16 protein-coding genes are annotated in these 21,507 nt (G+C 34.9%); 11 read left to right on the top strand and 5 right to left on the bottom strand.

Annotation, left to right across the window (positions count from 1 at the left end; translation table 11 throughout):
• Positions 1-924: 924 nt before the first annotated feature.
• Entirely contained in the window at positions 925-1,761 is an 837-nt protein-coding gene (locus tag F3J23_RS01410) for a glycosyltransferase family 2 protein (RefSeq protein WP_317167679.1), read from the top strand.
• A gap of 280 nt (positions 1,762-2,041) precedes the next feature.
• Here F3J23_RS01410 and F3J23_RS01405 read toward each other — a convergent pair whose 3' ends face one another.
• Positions 2,042-2,482 carry a hypothetical protein gene (locus tag F3J23_RS01405; RefSeq protein WP_167022963.1) on the bottom strand — a complete coding sequence of 147 codons (441 nt, stop codon included), beginning with the start codon at positions 2,480-2,482 and terminating at the stop codon, positions 2,042-2,044.
• Between the two features lie 351 nt (positions 2,483-2,833).
• Here F3J23_RS01405 and F3J23_RS01400 point away from each other — a divergent pair, with 351 nt between their 5' ends.
• The 8 genes from F3J23_RS01400 to F3J23_RS01365 all read left to right on the top strand — a co-directional run bounded on the left by F3J23_RS01400 (position 2,834) and on the right by F3J23_RS01365 (position 12,117).
• Positions 2,834-3,376, top strand: a complete 543-nt coding sequence (locus tag F3J23_RS01400) for a YMGG-like glycine zipper-containing protein (protein ID WP_167022960.1) — start codon at positions 2,834-2,836, stop codon at positions 3,374-3,376.
• Between the two features lie 52 nt (positions 3,377-3,428).
• Positions 3,429-5,063 carry an LIC_10190 family membrane protein gene (locus F3J23_RS01395; RefSeq protein WP_167022957.1) on the top strand — a complete coding sequence of 545 codons (1,635 nt, stop codon included), beginning with the start codon at positions 3,429-3,431 and terminating at the stop codon, positions 5,061-5,063.
• Positions 5,064-5,113: 50 nt separating this feature from the next.
• Complete coding sequence (gene aroC, locus F3J23_RS01390; RefSeq protein WP_167022954.1) at positions 5,114-6,184, top strand: chorismate synthase; 1,071 nt, start codon at positions 5,114-5,116, stop codon at positions 6,182-6,184.
• A gap of 17 nt (positions 6,185-6,201) precedes the next feature.
• Positions 6,202-6,765, top strand: coding sequence for a thioredoxin family protein (locus tag F3J23_RS01385; RefSeq protein WP_167022951.1), 564 nt, complete (start codon positions 6,202-6,204; stop codon positions 6,763-6,765).
• Positions 6,766-6,772: 7 nt separating this feature from the next.
• Entirely contained in the window at positions 6,773-7,312 is a 540-nt protein-coding gene (locus F3J23_RS01380) for a TlpA family protein disulfide reductase (protein WP_167022948.1), read from the top strand.
• Positions 7,313-7,395: 83 nt separating this feature from the next.
• Positions 7,396-7,737, top strand: a complete 342-nt coding sequence (locus F3J23_RS01375; RefSeq protein ID WP_167022945.1) for a YkvA family protein — start codon at positions 7,396-7,398, stop codon at positions 7,735-7,737.
• 123 nt (positions 7,738-7,860) lie between these two features.
• Positions 7,861-9,240 carry an orotidine-5'-phosphate decarboxylase gene (pyrF, locus tag F3J23_RS01370; protein ID WP_167022942.1) on the top strand — a complete coding sequence of 460 codons (1,380 nt, stop codon included), beginning with the start codon at positions 7,861-7,863 and terminating at the stop codon, positions 9,238-9,240.
• Between the two features lie 54 nt (positions 9,241-9,294).
• Positions 9,295-12,117, top strand: a complete 2,823-nt coding sequence (locus F3J23_RS01365) for an aminopeptidase (RefSeq protein ID WP_228455245.1) — start codon at positions 9,295-9,297, stop codon at positions 12,115-12,117.
• A 129-nt stretch (positions 12,118-12,246) separates the two neighbouring features.
• On the opposite strand, the gene F3J23_RS01360 is transcribed toward F3J23_RS01365, so the two are convergent.
• The 3 genes from F3J23_RS01360 to F3J23_RS01350 all read right to left on the bottom strand — a co-directional run bounded on the left by F3J23_RS01360 (position 12,247) and on the right by F3J23_RS01350 (position 14,836).
• Positions 12,247-13,056, bottom strand: coding sequence for a T9SS type A sorting domain-containing protein (locus F3J23_RS01360; protein ID WP_167022939.1), 810 nt, complete (start codon positions 13,054-13,056; stop codon positions 12,247-12,249).
• A gap of 127 nt (positions 13,057-13,183) precedes the next feature.
• Positions 13,184-13,975: a T9SS type A sorting domain-containing protein gene (locus F3J23_RS01355; protein ID WP_167022935.1), complete on the bottom strand. Its 792-nt coding sequence runs from the start codon at positions 13,973-13,975 to the stop codon at positions 13,184-13,186.
• Positions 13,976-14,068: 93 nt separating this feature from the next.
• Positions 14,069-14,836, bottom strand: a complete 768-nt coding sequence (locus F3J23_RS01350; protein WP_167022928.1) for a T9SS type A sorting domain-containing protein — start codon at positions 14,834-14,836, stop codon at positions 14,069-14,071.
• 179 nt (positions 14,837-15,015) lie between these two features.
• Between F3J23_RS01350 and F3J23_RS01345 the strand changes: the two genes are divergently transcribed.
• Positions 15,016-18,216 (top strand): hypothetical protein, encoded by a 3,201-nt coding sequence (locus tag F3J23_RS01345; RefSeq protein ID WP_228455244.1) that lies wholly within the window; start codon positions 15,016-15,018, stop codon positions 18,214-18,216.
• A 75-nt stretch (positions 18,217-18,291) separates the two neighbouring features.
• Here the strand turns inward: F3J23_RS01345 and F3J23_RS01340 are convergent, their stop codons facing one another.
• On the bottom strand, positions 18,292-20,262 hold the full coding sequence (locus F3J23_RS01340) for a T9SS type A sorting domain-containing protein (RefSeq protein ID WP_167022926.1): 1,971 nt from the start codon (positions 20,260-20,262) through the stop codon (positions 18,292-18,294).
• A gap of 198 nt (positions 20,263-20,460) precedes the next feature.
• On the opposite strand from F3J23_RS01340, the gene dusB reads away from it, so the two are divergent.
• Positions 20,461-21,456, top strand: coding sequence for a tRNA dihydrouridine synthase DusB (gene dusB / locus F3J23_RS01335; protein ID WP_167022923.1), 996 nt, complete (start codon positions 20,461-20,463; stop codon positions 21,454-21,456).
• Positions 21,457-21,507: the final 51 nt, after the last annotated feature.

The raw sequence follows: 21,507 nt of genomic DNA, 5'->3' as shown, positions 1-21,507 counted from the left end.
TTTATAAATAAGCGATATTTTCTTAATGGTTTCTTTAATCTCCACTCTCTCCCCAATTTTCAATAATATCATCCCAACCTATTTTAATTAGAATAAAACATCAAAAAAAATGGTTTATCAGCAGGGGCATAAGTTCTATCATATAGTGCAAAAAAAAATCCTCGGAAATTCCGAGGATAAAAACTAATAACCATGAAAACTCAAATTAAACATGAGTTACATTTCTATATTGAAAAATCGTGCCAAGTATTACAATTTTGAAAAAAAAAATTTAAATAATCATTTAAGGCACAATTTTATCATTTCAGTATTTTAATTCAAAATTATTATAACTTTAGAATTTGAATCATAATTATTTATAATAATTTAAAATAAATTCAAAGTCAAAATCATATTATTAAGAACAAAATAATTTATAATTCTGTAAAATTAAATTAATATTTGAAAATAAAAAAATTTATATACTTATTAAACGATATAAATAAAAATATATTGAGTCTAATTGGCATAATTTGTTCTTAGCAGAATTCAGCTGCAAAATAAGCTGATGATCCAATCTTATTGGGGATAATTACATAAAAAGCCTCCAATATTGGAGGCCTCAAAAAACACAAATGATGAAAAAAAAATTTTATATCAGAAATAAAAATTATTTTATCTCCTAATTTATTACCAAAGATATACCACTCTCCGCTCTCATCTTATGAGTATAATCATATTTTTATAGTTTCATATTTTTTTTAAAAAAAACGCAAATTCTCATACTAATTTTACAGCTTTATTATTGATAAACAGTATTTAAGGTTTAATATATACTCATAATCTCTAAAATATACAAAAAAAATATTTCACACACGATGATCGAGGTTATATTTTTCATGTGCATTATTTTATAATTTTACCCGAAATTTAATTCAAAAAGTCGTGATAAATTTTTCTATACTTATAGCCAACTATAATAATGGAAAGTATTTTAAAGAGTGCTACCACTCATTAATTAACCAAACCTATGAAGATTGGCAGGTCATTATTGTTGACGATGCCTCTACAGATAATTCGGTAGAAGTAATACAATCATTGATCGGAAATGATCCTCGTTTTAAACTTTATAAGAATCCAGTTAATAAAGGCTGTGGTTTCACCAAAAGAGAATGTATGAAATATGCAGAAGGAAATCTATGTGCCTATCTTGATCCGGATGATGCACTTTATCCTGAAGCATTGGAAAAGACATTCAATGAATTTGTTGAACAGGATAGCCTTGTAGCCATTTACTCTCAAATGATGCTTTGCAATGAAAACCTTATTCCTGAAAAAGTGTACGCCAGCACCAAGCCTATTTATAATAACCGATATTTCTTTAACTGTCCTACACAGTTTGCTCACTTTTTCGTTTTTAAAAAAGAAATTTATTTAAGAACTTCTGGAATTAATCCCAGCTTAAAAAGTGCAGTGGATCAGGATCTTTATTTAAAAATACTGGAGCAGGGAGAAATAAAGTACATCAAAGAACCTCTATATTTCTATAGGCTTCATTCCAATGGAATTTCTCAACAAAGTGCTAAACAAAGCGCTAAAGAATCATTTGCCAAAGTAATTCATGAAACTATGAAGAGAAGAGGAATCAGAAAGATCAATAATCAACCCGTTCCGGAAACCTTCACCAATGCCCAGGAGATTTATGAGCTTCTCAATTATCAAACTAACAAAATGCACCGGCTGATCAGTAAAATAAAAGTTACTTTGAACAATAGCATATAAATAAGAACTTCTCATTTTGTTGAGGAGTTTTTTCTTTTAAATACCGCGATACCATAATTTAGAGAAATAGAAACGGCCTCCAAACGGAGGCCTAAAAAACACAAATGATGAAAAAAATCTATTTAGAAAAATCCAAACAGAATATCTTAATATTATTCACTGTTATTATGAAACAGAATAACTTTTTTCAATAATGAACATCCGTAAAATCTAAGTAATTCAAAAACTTTTTATTTCCGGAGCCGGTAAATTTAGCTAAATATTTTATAGTTCACAAGGTTTATTCTTCCCAGATTATTGGTATATATATTGTGATATACCCATCAGAATCCACGTGTGCGTCAGAAACTGTAGCAACTACTGTTCCATAACCAACCCAGCCTCCCTGCCCCTGCATTGCAGAAAAGGTATAAGTGCCGGCCGGAAGCCCGTCATAATATTGCGGAACAGTTTGAAAACCTCCACTATAATAAGTATCATACACTTCTCCGGTAGACATATTTTCAGCAAGAAAACTCCCAACATCATAGTTTCCTGAAAGAATTTTAGTACCACTTTTTGAAAGAAGCCCATAACGGATTTTATAAGTCTGAGCTTTAGGTGTTTGATCAGAAATACCTGAAGTGTTTTTGTTGATTTCATGTACACTTACAGAAGAAAATGAAGTAGTAACAGCCAGCAGACCAAGGCATGCTGACACTGTAAAAATTGATTTTTTCATATTAAAAGTAATTTAGTATTTCAAAAGTAGTCAACTTATATGAATTCAATAAAAACTATTCATGAACTAAAACTTATAAATAAAAAATTACTCCGAACATGTACGAGAAATATGATGAATCTTGTTTAGAAGCTCTTTTTTTACATCCAAAAACTACTTATAATATAGAGAAACAAACTCTAAACCCACTCTTTTAGAACACCCATCAATACAACAAATTTTATAAGAATTTAAAATCAATTCTTTTTCATTCTACCAATTTTAACATTCATTAACTGAAATTTGGCTTCATAATTGAAAATAAAACTAAAACTAAAGCCGTTTTGGCTTAAGCTTATTAAAATTTGAATTATGAAAAAGATAGTATTAGCAGGTTTTTTATCCGTCTTTTTAATGACGGCCTGCAAGAAGGATGACAGAACTGCTGAAAAGTCACTAGAAGAGCAAAAACTTGAATTTCAGGCCAGACAGCTTGAAATAGAAAAACAAAAGCTGGCTATTGAAAAAGAAAAAATAGTATACGAAGCCCAGAAAAAAGCAGATAGTATTTCTGAAAGCAAAAAAGCTAAAGCTACTGCTGAAAATAATTCAAAACCACAGGTTATCAGAGAAACCAGAACCATATACAGAGACCGAAATTCAGGAGGCAGCAACGGAAGCTACGCGAATAACGGAAGCAGTGCATCTCAGGGAACTACCCAGAAAAAAGGGATGAGTAAAGCCGCGAAAGGAACAATCATTGGTGCTGTAGGGGGTGCTGCCGCCGGAGCTATTATCGCTAAGAAAAACAGAGGTCTGGGAGCCGTAATTGGTGGTGTTGTAGGTGGTGCAACAGGATATACCATCGGAAGATCACAGGATAGAAAAGACGGAAGAGTACAACCCCGTAGATAATATTTTTCAACATAACATCTAAAGATTGCTTATTTTTAAGCAATCTTTTTTTATGCTGGCAATTCTGTTTTCATCCATTTTCATCATTCCTGTACTCGCAGGTTTGGGAAAAGTAATGGAAAATTTATTCGGAAAATTATGCAACGGACTCTCAGGAAAAATTCTTTCCGGAATCTTGGGCATCACTATTGTATGGACTTTAATCTCTTTCTTTGTCCCGTTAAATCTCTATATAGAAATCCCATCCATCATATTAGGGCTTTTGTATTTTTTTAAAAACAAAATATATCAGGAATTCTGTTACTTTACAAAGAAAGATATCGGTTTAATTATCATTATTACCTTTATTATTGTATTGGCAGGTTCGTTTTACCCTTTTATACTGGATCATTTCGGATATTATATTCCAACTTTAAAATGGCTTACAGAATACGGATTGGTAAAAGGAATTTCAAATTTAGATCTTACTTTAGGACAGATGTCTGCTTGGCATATCTTTCAAGCCGGATTTTCAAATTTCTCAGATCCTTTCTTAAGAATCAATACTCTATTACTGGTTATCTACAGCATTTATATTATTGAGAAAAAAACATGGATACAGCTTTGCTTTCTCCCCGTTCTCCTTTTGTTTTCCCAATCCCCAAGCCCTGATCTTCCAGTTATTATTTTTTCACTGATTATTTTGAACGAAATTTTAACAGAAAATAAAAATATATCTCTTCTTTTTGCCTTTTCAATTTTTGTATTTACAATAAAACCTACTATGATCTGGCTTCCGATTATGATGTTTCTCAGCTCTGTATTCGTTTTTAAATTCAGTTTCAAACAGCTCCTGTTTGGGATCTTTATTCTTTTACTGTTTTTCTTTAAAAATATATGGACATTTGGATACCCTGTTTTCCCTGTGGCTATCGGAGACCTGGGAATATCATGGAAACCCAATCCCGAGGTGTTGGAAACTTCCTCACAATACGCTATCCAAAAAACCTATGACATGCAGTATTCTTATGAAGAAATTCAGAAGTTTTCAATGGCAGACCACATTAAAAACTGGTTTTTACTTAAAGGAATAAAATCCAAAATCAATATTCTGTTCATCATAAGTCTTATTATTTTTTCTGTATTTACCTGGTTCAAAAAAAGAAGGCTTATTTCTTTGATATGCATTTCACTACTGATAAAAAGTATCCTCGTACTGGCTTTTTCTGCTCAATACAGATTTTTCATTGATATATTCTTTGTTATCTTCTTTGTATTTTTCTCCGAGTATTTAAATAAGAAAAAATCGATTATGATCTTTTCGGTGCTCAGCTTAATTTTTCTCTCTGTATTATCTTTTCCCGGGCTTATTCAAAAATTAGTCCCGAGTTTCAGGCTGGGAAACTTTATGGCCGGGTTTGAAAAAGAACAGCTATCCAAACCTTCTGTCTACGAGTATCATCAGTTTAATACTTTTAACATTGGGAATTTAAAATTTAATGTTTCTAAAAATTACCCTTATAATTTTGACACCCCGCTTCCTGCCATGAGTTCCGGTTACGTTTTAGACGATGTAAAAGCCGGCATTTTTCCGCAGCCGATTGATAAAAAAGATCTTAAAAAAGGATTTATCTGGAAAAAAATGAATGCTGAAGAAGCAACGGAAGCAGAGAAAATTATCAATAATATCAAAAACACTGATAAATAGAACAAATCCAGAAACTTTATTATCTGAAGAAAAAAAGGTAATTTTGTATCATGTTCAACACATTAGGTAATCTTCTTAGTCTTACAACATTTGGAGAAAGTCACGGAGTGGCTTACGGCGGTATCATCAATAATTTTCCGGCAGGTTTAACGGTAGATCTCGATAAGGTTCAATATGAACTGAACCGAAGAAAACCCGGCCAGTCAGCAATTGTAACTCAAAGAAAGGAAAGTGACACGGTAAAGTTTCTTTCAGGAATCTTTGATGGAAAAACAACAGGTACGCCAATTGGTTTTATAATAGAAAACGAAAATCAGAAATCAAAGGATTATGACCACATTGCGGGGGCCTATCGTCCTAGCCATGCTGATTTTACATATGATCAAAAGTTTGGTTTCAGGGATCATCGTGGTGGTGGAAAATCTTCCGCGAGAGAAACTATGAACTGGGTGGTTGCCGGAGCTTTGGCCAAGCAGCTTTTACCGGAGATTGAGATCAATGCTTACGTATCTTCCGTAGGTGATATTTTCTGTGAAAAACCTTATCAGGCTTTGGATTTTTCTCAAACCGAATCGAATGATGTACGTTGTCCTGATGCCGAGACCGCTGAAAAAATGATCGCAAGAATTAAGGAGATCAAAAAAGAAGGCAATACCATCGGAGGAACTATTACCTGCGTGATCAAAAATGTTCCCGTGGGAATTGGTGAACCTATATTTTCAAAACTCCAGGCTGAATTGGCTAAAGCAATGCTTAATATCAATGCATGTAAAGGGTTTGAATATGGAAGCGGTTTCTGCGGTGCTAAAATGACCGGAAAAGAGCATAATGATGCTTTCAATACAGATTTCACCACAAAGTCCAATCTTTCAGGAGGAATCCAGGGAGGAATTTCCAACGGAATGGATATTTATTTCCGCGTAGCATTCAAACCTGTAGCCACTATTCTGAGACCTCAGGACAGTATTGACAAAGATGGAAATCCTGTTATAGTAGAAGGAAAAGGAAGGCATGACCCATGTGTGGTTCCAAGAGCTGTTCCTGTAGTGGAAAGCCTTGCTGCATTTGTACTTGCTGACCTGTTTTTAATAAATAAAACAAGAAATATCAATAATTTTTAACATAAATATTTTTAGTAATGAAAAATTACTGGGATAAAGGAATTTCATTTGAAGAATATCTTCAGATAGCAAAACAAAGATTAGAGAATCCTGCCAACGAACAGGAAGCAGATTACAAACAATATTACGAACTTGGTCTTCAGAGAATGGACAGAACAGTAAAAAAATATGTTCCGGACGAAGATCAGCTTAAAGAACTGGCTTCAAAAAATTTTGACGGCAAGATCCTTATTATTTCTGAAGCCTGGTGCGGTGATGCCAGTGCAACAGTGCCTGCAGTATTCAGATTTTTTGAAGGGCATAATGAAGTAAAGGTTTTCCTGAGAGACAGCGATAAAAGCCTGATCAACCAGTTTCTTACCAATGGTACAGAATCTATTCCTAAAGTACTTATTCTCGATAAAGACCTGAATGTAAAAAATTCTTGGGGGCCACGTCCAAAATACGGATATGAGCTATTGATGAAATACAAAGCAGATCCTGAAGCATATCCAAAAGATACCTTCTATAATGATCTGCAGATATATTATGCCAAAAACAGAGGTAAAGATGCTGTTCAGGAAATTTTAGATCTGCTATAAAAAAGATATGAAAAAGAATGTCATTTATCTACTACTGATTGTCATTATTGGCGCCATTGCTTTTATTCCGGGAATAAGAAATTTTCTGAAGGATACATTTTTCCCTGTTGCAACAATTGAAAATGCAGTTCATATCAGTGAAGAAGATTACGATATAGAGCTTAAAGGAATCAACGCGCCCAGTACCAATCTTAAAAACTTCAAAGACAAAGGTGTTTTTCTGAATTTCTGGGGAACCTGGTGCCCGCCATGCAGAAAAGAATGGCCTTCTATTCAGAAATTGTATGATTCAAGAAAAGATCACGTAGATTTCGTTCTGATTGCGATGAATGATAAGGAAGAAGACGTGAGAAAATTTTTGAAAGAAAATAATTATACTGTTCCTGTTTATATAGCTCAAAGTCCTATTTCTGAAAAAATTCTTCCCAAGGTATTTCCCACAACTTTTCTTCTGGATAAACACGGCAGAATCCTTATTAAAGAAGATGCTACAAAAGACTGGGACACAGAAACTGTGCATCAGTTCATTGACAATATTATCAAATAATTTTTTAACTAAATTTTATAATTTATTGGTACAAGATTTGTGAAATTTACTGCGTTGAAAAATTTATTTAAACCAAACACAAAATGAAATATTCAAAATTAAATCTTGCAAAAGAAGCTATCAGTCACAAGGGCTTTGTAAAAAAGATCCCTGATATTTTTAGAATGGTCAAAATGTGGAGAAAAGGAGTCTATCCTATGAAATCCATAGACATTATTCTTCCTCTGCTAGGAATTCTGTATGTCATCTCTCCTATTGACCTGCTTCCCGAATTTGCCATACCTGTACTGGGAGTGATGGATGATCTGGCTGTATTGTCATTAACGATTCCTAAGCTCATTAAAGAAGTAGACAAATTCTTACTTTGGGAAGCCGAACAAAAATATAAAGGTGCCCAGGTTATTGATGCCGAAATCTTAAAATAATAGTTTATTATATTTTTCAAGCCACTCCGGAAGCTTCCGGAGTGGTTTTTTATTGATCAAATGAACGATAAATTTTTAAGCCTTATTTCAAATCCTTAAATTTGCAATATCTAATAAAAAATAATGGAAAGTAAAAAAGAATTCTTCTTAGAATGCTATAAGCTAGGAATCATCAAATTCGGAAGGTTTACTCTTAAAAGTGGGATTGAAAGCCCTTTTTATGTAGACCTGAGACCTTTGGCTTCGGATCCTAAAATTTTAAAAAATCTTGCTAATTATTTATTGGAAATGCTTCCGTTGGATAATTTCGATTTAATCTGTGGAGTTCCTTATGCTGCACTTCCTATGGCTACTGCAATGTCTCTGGAAAGCTACATTCCATTAATTATTAAAAGAAAAGAAGCCAAAAGCTACGGTACGAAAAAACTGATTGAAGGAATTTACCAGAAGGGGCAGAACTGTCTTTTAGTAGAAGATGTAATCACTTCCGGGAAATCTTTGGTAGAAACCATTGCTGAAGTAGAGCAGGAAGATCTTAAAGTTTCGGATATTGTTGTGGTACTGGATAGAGAGCAAGGAGGGAAACAGCTACTGGAAAGTAAAGGATACAGAGTACACACCCTTTTCAATATTTCTGAAGTATGCGGAATTCTTCAGGAAAACGGAGAATTATCTGATGAAGAGGTAAAAAGAATCCAGGATTTCCTTCAGGGGAATCACATTCAATTTGAAGAAGAGATCAGACCTTCTTATGAACAAAAACTTAAGAATGCACAGCACTCGGTTTCAAAAAAATTGCTGGAAAAAGCTTTAGCAAAGAAATCAAATCTGATTGCATCGGCAGATGTAACCACAACTCAGGAGTTATTGGATCTTGCTGAAAAAGTAGGCCCACATGTGATTGCTTTAAAAACACATATCGATATTATTTCGGATTTTGATTACGAAAAAACAATTATTCCTTTAAAACAGATTGCAGCAAAGCACCAGTTCTTATTGATGGAAGACAGAAAATTTGCAGATATCGGAAATACACAGGAACTTCAGTTTACAAGCGGGGTTTTCAAAATTACGGATTGGGCAGATTTCGTAACATCTCAGGTTATCGGAGGTTTTGAATCTCTGGACTGCTTCCAAAATGTAGGAGTAGTGGCCATTGTTGGAATGTCTTCCAAAGGAGCTTTAACTACTGCCAGCTATCGTGAAGAAGCATTAAAAATTGCATCTTCACATCCTAATGTTATTGGCGGGGTTTCTCAGAATAAGATTCCTGAAGAACTTTTACTTTTCACCCCGGGAGTCAATCTTGCGGATTCTGGAGATGGTAAAGGACAGCAGTATAATACCCCGGAACATGTGTTCAAAACATTGCACACTGATTTCATTATTGTAGGAAGAGGAATTTATAAGTCTGACAATCCTGAAGCCGCTGCAATCATATACAAAACAGAAGGCTGGAATGCATATGTTAATTCTTTGGAAAAAAACGCAATTCAAGGATAAAAACCTATAGACTATATACAAAATAAGTTTATATTTGGGCTTTATCACGGATATTTGAAAAAGATCAGCATTTGCCTTATTTTGTTTTGGGGAGTTATACAGGTCTCCGCACAGACAGACAGTATTTATATTGAAGCTAAACTGTCTCCTGACAAAAAGAACTTGGAGGTTAATCAGGAAATTATTTATTACAATAATTCTGAAAAAGACCTTCAAACTGTAAAACTTCTTAATTGGGTTTCTGCCTATAATAAACGTGGAACCTCATTAGTCTACAGAAAACTGGAAGACCGGAATAATGATTTGCATTTTGCAAAAAACAATCAGTTAGGAAAACTTCTTGAGCTGAACATTAAAAATTCCGATAACGAAACCATCCAAGTACATACACTTTCAGACGAGAACCTTTTTGTTCCTCTTAAAGAAGTATTAAAACCGGGTGAAAATATTACGTTACAGTTACAGTACAAAATGCAGCTTCCTGATTCCAGATTTACGGGATACGGAACCTCTGCTCAAAATACTGCCTTAAAATATTTCTTTATTGTTCCGGATCATTTTGATCCGGACAATATTTCCAAAAGAAACTATCACGATATTGAAGAGTCAGTAAGTTTCAATACTTTCTGGACTGTCAATTTCGACATTCCTGTTAACAGCTTTGTTGAAAGCAACCTTCCTCAGGTACAGATGAATTCCTTTAAAGGCTATCTGGATTCAGATCCTGAATTTTTGATTTCCCAAAGCGAACATCCTTCCATAAAGGTCAATATTGATGGAGCAGATACGGAAATTAAATTTGGCTACAATCTTAAACCTGAAGAACGACAAAACCTTGAATTTTATCTTCCTTTACAATTAAAATTCCTGAAAGATAAAACCGGGATTCTTCCAAAAAGTCTTTTTATTTCTGATAAATTCAGGGCTAAGGAAGATTTTTTCGGAAATAATGATATTATTTTCTGGAAATTCAGATTCCAATTATTTAACGATGCTGAAAAAACAGATCTTGATTATTTTGGAATTATTGCTAAAAAAATTCTTGACGAAAGCGTTATAGCCGATAAACAAAAGGATCATTGGTTTAAAAATGGTTTAAAATCATATCTTGAAATCCAATATCTGAAAAAATTCTATTCCGAGGCCCAACTTTTAGGGACCTTGCCTGAATTGAAACTATTTGGGATAAAGCCTTTAAAAATATTTCATGCTTCCAAAGTAAAACTTCTGGATCGTTACGGCTTGGCCTATCAGTATATTATGCTGCAAAACCTGGATCAGAAAATTGACGAGGATTTCGCTGTTCTGAGCAACTTTAATGATATGGCAATCAGTAGTTTTGAAACAGGAAGCCTGTTCAGTTATTCAGCGGATAAGATGGGATATGACCCCTTCAATGACATTGTCAAAAACTATATTTCTCAGAATTCCGGAAAAAAAATCAAGCCCGAAGAGTTTCTGACGAGCCTCTCGGAAAAAAATAAGTCTACCCGTTACCTGTCAGATTTTTTTAAACACAAAAACAGGGTTGATTTTAAGCTGAAACACATCAAAAAAGAAAACGATTCTTTACAGATCAGAATCGCCAAAAATACGGATATTTCCATTCCTGTAAAGCTGGAAACAGAAACTAAGGAAGGGGAAAAAAAGGCTTACTGGATAGATACGGAGGAAAATCAAAGAATCACGAGTTTATCTCTTCCTGCATCTGATCATATTTATAAAGTAACCTTAAATAATGGTTACATCTTCCCTGAATCTAATTACAGAGATAACTTTTTGTATGCAAAAGGATTATTTTCGAATACTAAAAAAATTAAGCTTAAATTAATAAAAGATATTCCTAATCCCGAGTATAATGAAATTTATATCAGCCCTAGGGTTCGTTTTAACAATACCTATGATAAATTTCTTCTAGGAGCTAACTTTAAAAATCAATCTTTCTTTGATCAAAAATTTTTATATTCAGTAACTCCTACCTACAGTACCGGAACCGGAAAACTTACAGGTTCGGGAGCAATCTCCTACTCTATTATGCCCGCTGAAAGTATTATCCGGAGCCTTACTTTTGGAGTTTCCGGAGCCTATTTTCATTACGATTACGGATTGGCTTACAGAAAAGGCTCTATAGCTTCTACACTCAGCTTCAGAAAAAATCCGAGAAGCACAGTAAGCAGAAGTATAGGAGCATCCTATAATTATTTTGAAAGAGATCTGAGCCCTGCAATGATTGCAGACAACGATTACAGCAAATATAATCTCTGGAGTGTAGGATACGGCTATAGCGACAGCCAGATGATTCATGAGAAAAGTTTCAGCCTGAGTACACAGGGAATGGAAGATTTCAACAAAATTACGGCTGAAGGTTTCTACAGATGGGAATTTGCACCTAAACAAAAGCTGAGCTTACGCCTATTCGCAGGATATTTTTTGAGAAACAATACCCGGAATGATTTGTTCAACTATGGAATTTCCAGAGTTTCCAACTACTCATTTTCCTATACGTTATTGGGAGAAAGTGCCAGCAGCGGACTTCTTTCACAACAGTTTATTTTAGCTGACGGCGGTTTTAAATCTTTTTTGCCGGGAACCGTTAATCAATGGATTACTTCTGCAAATGTAGATTCAAGTATCTGGAAAATATTCCACGTTTATGCTGACGCAGGTGTTTATAAAAATAAGGACCAGCCAGCCAAATTCATTTGGGACAGTGGAATTAAAGTAAGAATTATTCCTGATTTCCTTGAGGTATACTTCCCGGTACAATCTTCACTAGGATTTGAACCCTCATTCAAAGATTACGGAAAACGGATTAGATATACACTGATTCTTAATCTGGGATCTATTATTAATGCGGCGAGGAGAGGATGGTATTAATTTAATGGTAATTATAAATTGGATTGTGAATCCGGCAAAAATAAATTCTCAGCTGAAATACACTCCTATAATTCTATAAAATAAAAGAACAGCCTGATTACACAACCAGGCTGTTCTTTGTTAAAAAAACTAATCTTTTATAATCTTTTGAGAGATAGGAACATTATTAATGGTCCCCGTCACAATGTAGGTTCCTCTTGGAAGTTCTGAAATATCAAGGCTTGATGCCAGCTTTGTAGGTGATTTTTTCACGACCTGTCTGAATGTGTCATATACTTTCACATCTTTTACTTCAGTCCCAAACACAATCTTGCTGTCTTTTATAAAAGGATTTTGTACAAAACCTGATTTTGCGCTTCCTTCAAGAGAAAAATCAGTCATATTATCACTCCCATCAGATAAAATTCTTTTTATTCCTGTTGTTCCTGTTGGTGAAGGAGCCGGCCCATCCCCTTTAAACTGATCGGCATTGGATCCATAACCTACAAAATCCAATACATTGGAAGCTGAAGGCCCTGTTACCTGCACTATATTTCCTGCTAAAGCAATTTTTCCGGATACACTTGAAATTTTCAACCCGGAAGATTGATTAGGAGTTCCGTCAAAATTAATTATAGTGGTTGCAATAAAGTCTGGTGTCGGCAGATTTTCAACCCCGCCTTCAATTGCAGATTCCTGAATTAAGTATGTTTCTTCAGGTCCAAGGGTAAAATCCGGCAACGTATGATATTCTGTAAAAGCACCTATAGCCGGGGCGTATTGTATACTTGCTCCCGTTAAAGAAATCAATGTAGGTCCTATATTTCTAAGGACAATATAATTGTTTTTGAGTACGGCACCTGAATTGGTATTCCCGCCATAAATTTCATTGATAACGATCTGAGCATTTGAAAACGTGGTAACTAATATCAAACCGGCAATAGTAAATATTTTTTTCATCGTAATCGTTTTAGAAATGGATTTGTAATTAAAAATAATCAAAAATAATACCACCAAATTAAGAAATAAAGGACAAAAAAAATCCGCTATTCTATTAAAACAGCGGATTTGTTTACTGATATAATAATTATTGTTTCAAAATCTTCTTAACAATAACATTTCCATTCTGGTAAATCTGCACAAAATTTACTCCCACAGGAAGTTTTGATGCATCAAACGTAGCAAAATCTCTTACTTTCTTAGTTTCAAATAACTGACCTGCAGCAGAAACAAGCTTTACTTCAGCATTACCTGTTAAATAAAGATAAAAAGAATTTTTTACAAGTGTATTGGAAAGTTTAACACTGTTTTTAAGGATATCAGGGTTTTTAGTTCCTAAAGTACCAGCTTGTGCAAGAACGATATCATCAAAATAGATAGCACCTGTAGTCACATTATTCTGGGCATATACTCTTAAACTTACTCTTAAGATTGTCGTACCGGGAAGTGTTGTAGCAGTAGCAGTAACATTCACCCAGTTTGCATTGTCTGTACTGTAAGCAGCAGGCTGGAAGGGATTTCCGGAAGCCGGGGAAATATTAGCAGTTGCAGTTCTGAACTGAATCCAATGTCTTCCTCTGGCATTTGTATCATTGTCAAGGATCCAGTAAGAAATTGTGTAATCAGTATTTTCTGAAACAGCAACATCAACATAATCCAAATTCCCATTTGTGCTCACAGAAACCGGAGAAAGTTTAATTGAATTATTTCCACTATGTACAATTGAAGTCTCTTTAGAGCCTCCTGCCATACTAAACCATCCATCTGGCTTTACAGACGGATCCGTCCATGTCTCAAGGCCGCCATTAGTGATCAAATTCTGAGCATTTGAAAACGTAAATGCAGCCAACGCTGTTAAAACTGTAAATATTTTTTTCATAAAAATGATTTTTCATTACAGAATAAAACTACAAAAAAAACGTCATTTATATCAAATGACGTTATATATTTAACAATAAGTTAATTAAAAGTGTTATTTTTTAATCACTTTCTCTGAAACAAATTTACCGTTTACAGTTCCAGTTACAAAATACATTCCTTTCTGAAGCTCTGAAACATTTAATGCTTCGTTTTCTGCTACGGAAGCAGATTTAACTAATTGTCCGTTTGCATTAAAAATTTTAACTTCTGATTTAGCCCCGAAAGTAATTTCATGGTCTACTGAAGTATTTTTAATAAGGCTCTTCACAGATGCTTTCGTATCAGCAACAGCCAGAGTTCCACTATTAGCAACAACAATATCATCAATGAAGAATCTGCTGTTAGCAGCTGTAGATCCTTCAAATGTAAGTGTTACAGCCCCTGTAGCTCCTGTAATATCTACTGTATAGTTAGAAAACGCTCCTTTTACAATTGTTACGTTCGCCTGGCTTAAGGTAGCACCATTTGCAGATATATTTAAAGTAGTTTTTTCACTATTTCCATCCCATGCACCTGCTCTAAATGTTAAAGTAGCAGATCCTACTAAATTTATAGTTGGAGTTGTAATTGAACCTTTTAAACTACTTGTACCTGCCTTAAGACATCCATTTCCTTTATAAACTTTCGCAAAAGTCCAGTTACCACCAGTTGTGTAAGAAGTTGATCCATCTGAAAATCCACTACCTGCAGCAGATCCACTCCAAGATCCATCATTTCCTCCAGTTCCAGTTACATCATCAAATGTAGCGCTAAACACTGTTTGAGCAAAAATCCCACTTGCTAACATTACTGTAGCAAAAAACGAATAAAGTTTTTTCATGATTTAAAAATTTTAGTATTAATAATTTCAGTAGCAAAATTACAGGGAATTTTCAAAACCCCACAATATTTGGATTAAATTTCTGTTAATAATTCTAAATCTATTAGTATTAACATTTTTTAATTATTTTTACGGATTATTTTTTTTAAGACTTGCGGAATTTTATCATTCTATTCGTTTTGTTTTTTTTAGGCATATTTTCGGGAAATGCTCAGGTATTTTCATGGAAAAATCCTAATGTTCCGGAGGACAGCATTAAACGAGACAGTATCCTTGCTGCAAGACTGGAGCAGGATATCTTTGCAAAGGACACCCTTGATTTTATAAGAACACATAATAAAATCATTATTGACGAAGCTGTACTGGCAAAAAATGATAAAAAGAGATTTTTAGGAGAACTTAATTCAAAAGGTTCTATTATTCGTGGAATCACCTTTGGTAATAATCAGGGACAATCTGTACAAAGTTCTATGGATCTTCAGATTTCCGGAAGATTATCAAAAGATGTTACAATTCTGGCTAGTATTTCTGATCATAATCTCCCTATCCAGGCTGATGGTTATACACAAACTTTAGAAGAGTTTGACAAAATCTACATGCAGTTGAATATTAAGGATAAATCTATCCTTAGAGCCGGGCACCTTGATCTTGTAGAGGCTAAAAACTATTTTGCCAAATACCAAAGAAGAAGTATGGGAATCCAGTTCCAGACGGAATTTGGGAAAGAAAATAAAACTTTTGTAGATATCTCTGCGGGGGTGGCACGAAGTGAGTTTCATAGAATTCGTTTTCAGGGTGTTGAAGGTAATCAGGGACCTTATCGTCTCACGGGTAAAAACGGAGAACAGTTTATTACTCTGATCTCCGGATCTGAACAGGTTTTCATTGACGGGATTTTAATGAAACGTGGAGAAAACCAGGATTATGTTATCAACTACAATACAGGTGAGGTTACCTTTACCAGCTTCCGGCCTATTTTCCAACAGAATTTCATTACGATTTCTTATAACTACGCCAACAGGAATTATTCAAGATATTTATTTACCGGAAAGCTTGAACACCAGAGAGAAAAGTTTAAAGTAGGATTAAACTGGTTCATGGAAAATGACAACAAAAATGCACCACTTGCTCTCAGTCTTTCCAAAGAAGATGAACAGATACTGGCTAATGCAGGAAATGATCCTAATCTGATGTATGCCCCATCCGGAGTTGTTACTGAATATGATGTTAATAAAATTTTATATAAATTAAATACAGCAGGAAATTTCTATGAATTTTCTACAGATTCCAGTTTAACGCTTTATCAGGTTTCGTTCACCTATTTCGGGGCTAATCTGGGAGATTATAAAATTGCACAAACTACCAACAACGGACGTGTTTTTGAATATGTAGGTCCTAATGCCGGAGATTACAGGGCAGTAAGAAAACTTCCTTCTCCTCAAAAATCTCAGGTGTACTCTTTAAATTCTGAATATTTACTCAATGAAGGAAAAATAGGAGCCGATATTTCCCTGAGTAATTATGATGTTAATTTATTTTCCTCCAAAGATTCTGATCAGAATATAGGATATGCATGGCGTATTTTCGGAAATAAAAGCTTTACAAAAAATTCATGGAAAGGAACACCAAGTTTCGAATACCAATACATTGACAGACAGTTTCATATTCTTGATCGTATCAATGATGTGGAATTCTCCAGAGATTTTAACCTTACCCAAGAATTTAACCAGAAAACTCAAAACAGATTTATTTTCAGCTTCCTGAATAAATGGAATAACAAATCTACATTGAATTATCGTGTCAATTATTTAAATGAACTGAATTCTTATAAAGGACTTAAAAATGATCTGGATTTTGGTTGGATCTCAGGAAAATTCTTTACTAAAGGAAATTTTTCCTACCTGAATACGACTGCTACCCTTCAGGACACCAAATTCATCCGTGGTGGAGTTTCCACAGAATTTACAGGTAAAAAAGGAAGCTGGGCCATTGGAGGAAGCATGGAACACAACGAAAAGAAATACAATGATACCCAGTTGATGGATGTTACGAGTTTCAGCTGGAAAGAACTTTTCGTACAAAAGAAAATCGGGGATAGTACAAGAACCAAATTATTGGCAAAAGTATATATGAGAGATAATGACTCGGTGCGTGACAACAGGCTCCAGAATATGAATAATATTTTGGGGGTAATGCTCGAAAGCCAGATCATTAAAACAGAAAGAACAACATTAAATGCCTTATTACATTACCGAAAATTCTTCTATTCCGGAGCGGAATCTGATGTAACGAGAAATAATGATTTTGTGGTTGGAAATATCCTTTATAATCAGCAGCTTTTCAGAAACGGGATGCGTCTTCAGGCTTTTTATGAACTAGGAAACGGACAGGAAGCACAAAGAGAATTTCAATATATTAAAGTAACAGACGGACAAGGGATTTATAAGTGGACGGATTACAACGGAGATGGGATTCAGCAATTGGATGAATTTGAAATTGCCGAATATTCTGATCTTGCACAATACATCCGTGTTTATACCAATTCTGTGCGATATATTCCTTCCAATAAAAACAAGTTACAGCTGGCTTTATTTGTTAATCCTGCAATTGTTTTTAACTCTGAAAACGGATTTTTAAAACGCTGGAATTTCAATATTTCATTAAACTCTCAAAATTCTTTCTATAAAAAAGACAAGGTTCTTGTTCTGAATCCTTTTGAAAAGAACAGTGATCAAATCCTCAAAAATCAGAATATTCTTGCCTCTGTGCAATTTAACCCGACTGACAAATCAGGCTGGAACGGAAACTACAGATTCATTACCAATGATAACCTTATCAATGCTAATTTCAGTAATGAAGAACGGGAACAGACCTCTCATTTCCTGAACATCGGATATTGGTTCAATAAAGAATTCAGAGTAGACTGGGAGAATTCTGTACATGATATTAAAAATTCTTCTCAGCTGTTTACAACCAGAGATTACCGTTTAAATAATTTTGAGACAAAGCCTAAGGCCACTTATAAATTTACAGATGCCATCCAGGCCGAGCTTTCTTCTGCTTTCCGTCAGAAACAGAGATTGGACGGCGAAGAACTCCTTAAAGCTTTTGATATTACAGGAACTATTCAATGGGAGCGCAGAAAGACATCTATCCGCGGAAACTTCTCATTCATCAGTAATAATTTCACAGGAAATAATTTCAGTATCGTAGGAAACCAGATGCTGGACGGGCTAAAACCGGGGAAAAACCAGGTATGGAGTGTATTCATTCAACAGGCTATCAACTCATTCATTCAGTTGAATCTAAATTATGAAGGAAGAAATTCCGGAGACAGAACAATCCATATCGGAAGCATGCAGGTAAAGGCAAGTTTCTAATTTTACAACAATCCTAAAAAATAACCCCAATATGAACTATTGGGGTTTTATATTAAATTGGATATAACTCTTTTTTTACCTTTTAATCACCTTAATTGATTGTGAGCCTTTTTCTGTATTCACTTTCAAAATATAAGTTCCTGCAGGAGCTTTTCTCATATCTACAGAACCTTTTTCCGCATTGATAACTTCGCTGAGAACTCTTTGTCCTGAAATATTATATACCTCAACATCTTTAATTCTGCTGTCATTATTAATGTAAAGGTAATCTAAGACCGGATTCGGATAGAAGTTTACTTTATTATTTTTTGTTGTTTCATTTACAGCCATAACTGCCGCTGTAAATTCATAAGATCCAAGATCGGGAGTTGTTGCATTTCTTGTATTTCCATCTGCATCTAAAGTTACTTCAGCCACTGGAGTACCTTTGTTATCAAGAGCATTGTTCCCTGTAGCAGATAAATGGAAATCTGTAGCGGATACGAATACCGGCAGAATATTTAAAGAATTTGCATTTCCTCCAAATCCAGTCTGAATATCAGAAAGTAAAGCTTTTGCTGCTCCACCGATATATCCGAGATTAGTTCCGGAAGTATAATAATCATTATAATTAATAGTAGAAAATACAGTATTGGCTGCTCCTGAATAAATGGTATAACGATCACCCGTCTGGGTTTGAGAATTAACAAAAATATTGTTTCTGACATCAATTCCTGCAGCTGCAGTTACTGCACTGGTAACATTAAATGCTGATGGTCTTCCTGCAACAGTCTGGTTGACATCCATTACCACTGTATTGTAATATAATTTATATCCACCTCCGGATGCTATAATAATTCCGTTTCCATTATCATTTGTTCCCCCACCTGAAGAATATCCATAGCCAGCTACTCCATTCACAATATTGTTAGAGACCAAAATATTGGATGTATTACTTGTAGAAGCCAGATAAATCCCTTGTGCACCATATCCGTTAACATTGGTATTCTTCACGCCGCTTATTTTATTTTTATCGATGATCATTCCTGATGTTGAAGTCCCTCCGGCATAGATTCCAGCAAAAAGAGTTCCTGTTCCGCCGGAGTTAAAATTGGAAATTGTATTCCCTCTTATCATAACGTTGGCAACTGCAGATGCTCCTGTATTACCAGACGTTACAGTTATCCCTGAAGCACCTCCGGTTGATGTACCGGTATACCCCAGATTGGTAATTGTATTTGAGATAATTGAAGAATTAACCGTTCCTGTTGCAAACCATATTCCTCTTTTGATTTCGGCATTGGTCGTTTCAAAATTACCAATTGTATTATTGCTCACAGTAACACCGTCTGCTCCTTGTACATATACTCCACCAAGACGATTAACATCTGTACCTGTAGCACTTATATCATTGCCGGTTACCAATGTGTTGGCTCCATTACCTGCTGCGATAGCTGCAAATAAATAAATACCCATATAGGCTTTCTTTATAGCATTATTCTGGATGGTAACATTATTAAAGAAACCTCCGGTTGGTGTAGTATTCCCGTCATACATTACCATGGCCGAAGAGGTATTGATCCCATTGACAATATTCAGGTTTTTAACCATAATATTGGTATTGGCAGCCGCTGCAGAAGTTGCAATGAAAGTAAGTACCTGCGGTGCTGTTGCGGAAATATTGGTAAGGGTAAGGTTTCTTGTTGTTCCTGCAGCTACATTGCTTCCGTCCAACGTAATATTACTTCCTAATATCTTTATCAGAGGAGCGCTCGCAACCTCTCCTGAGATCGTTGCATTCACTCCTGTTGCCGGCTTAATAACAACCGAAGTGTAACTTGTAGTTCCTCCACTGGCATTCAGACTGGCTGTAGCTGTCTCTGTAGTGTTTCCTGTGATACTGATTGAAATTGCCCCTTGGTGTGTACCTGCATTAACTGCATCAAATGCATCTTTTAATGTAGTATAAGTTCCTGTTGTTGTTCCGGCTGTTGCGGACACGCTCACTTGTGAATAAAAATTTGACGCAACGATACTTGCGATCAAACAAAATAGAATTTTTCTCATATTATTAATTTTTATTTAACTAAATATAAAAAAATATTTTCAATAAAATTTAAAATTAATTGAAAATCAATCACATAAATTAAATAAAAATTAAACATAATTTCATAAAATCCCTTAAATAAATAAACACAAACAAAACACCCAATAATACTGATCATTGTAAAATTTTATTTTTTCAGAATTTCGTAAATTTGCACCATGATAAAAATAGGCAACATAGAACTGCCGGAATTTCCACTTTTGCTGGCTCCGATGGAAGACGTAAGTGATCCTCCGTTCAGACGTTTATGTAAAATGCATGGTGCAGATCTTATGTATTCGGAATTTATTTCTTCCGAAGGTTTAATTCGTGATGCTATCAAAAGCCGTAAGAAGCTGGACATCTTTGATTATGAGAGACCTGTAGGAATACAGATCTTTGGTGGCGATGAAGAGGCAATGGCGATGTCTGCAAGAATTGTTGAGACGGTAAATCCTGACCTGGTGGATATTAATTTCGGCTGCCCTGTAAAAAAAGTTGTCTGCAAAGGTGCAGGAGCAGGCGTTTTAAAAGACATAGACCTTATGGTTCGTCTTACGAAAGCTGTTGTAAGCTCTACTCATCTTCCCGTAACCGTTAAAACCCGTTTAGGATGGGACAGCACCAGCATTAATATTGATGAGGTGGCAGAACGTTTACAGGAAACAGGAATCAAGGCTCTTACCATACATGCCAGAACCCGTGCACAGATGTACAAAGGTGAAGCAGACTGGGAGCATATTTCAAGAATCAAACAAAATCCTAATATTGAGATTCCGATTTTTGGAAATGGTGATATTGATTCTCCTGAAAAAGCTTTAGAATATAAGCAAAAGTATGCATGTGACGGAATTATGATTGGACGTGCAGCCATAGGCTATCCATGGATTTTTAACGAGATCAAGCATTTCTTTAAAACCGGAGAACATTTACCTGAGCCAACTATTTCAGATCGATTATTGGCAGTACGCCAACATGCGGAATGGAGCGCAGAATGGAAAGGAGAAAGACTGGGATTAGTTGAAATGAGGCAGCATTACAGCAATTATTTCAGAGGTATTCCTCATTTCAAAGAATTCAGAAAAAGATTCCTGGAAGTATTCACATTGGAAGAAATGGACAGCCTAATAAAGGAAACCCAACAGTTTTACGAAGAATATCAGGCACAGATATAAAAAACAAAAACCATCAATTGAATTGATGGTTTTCTGTTTTTATTGATAGTT

The organism is Chryseobacterium sp. Tr-659 (assembly GCF_011752975.1).
Taxonomy (GTDB): domain Bacteria; phylum Bacteroidota; class Bacteroidia; order Flavobacteriales; family Weeksellaceae; genus Chryseobacterium.
This window is presented reverse-complemented; position numbering and strand designations above follow the sequence as displayed.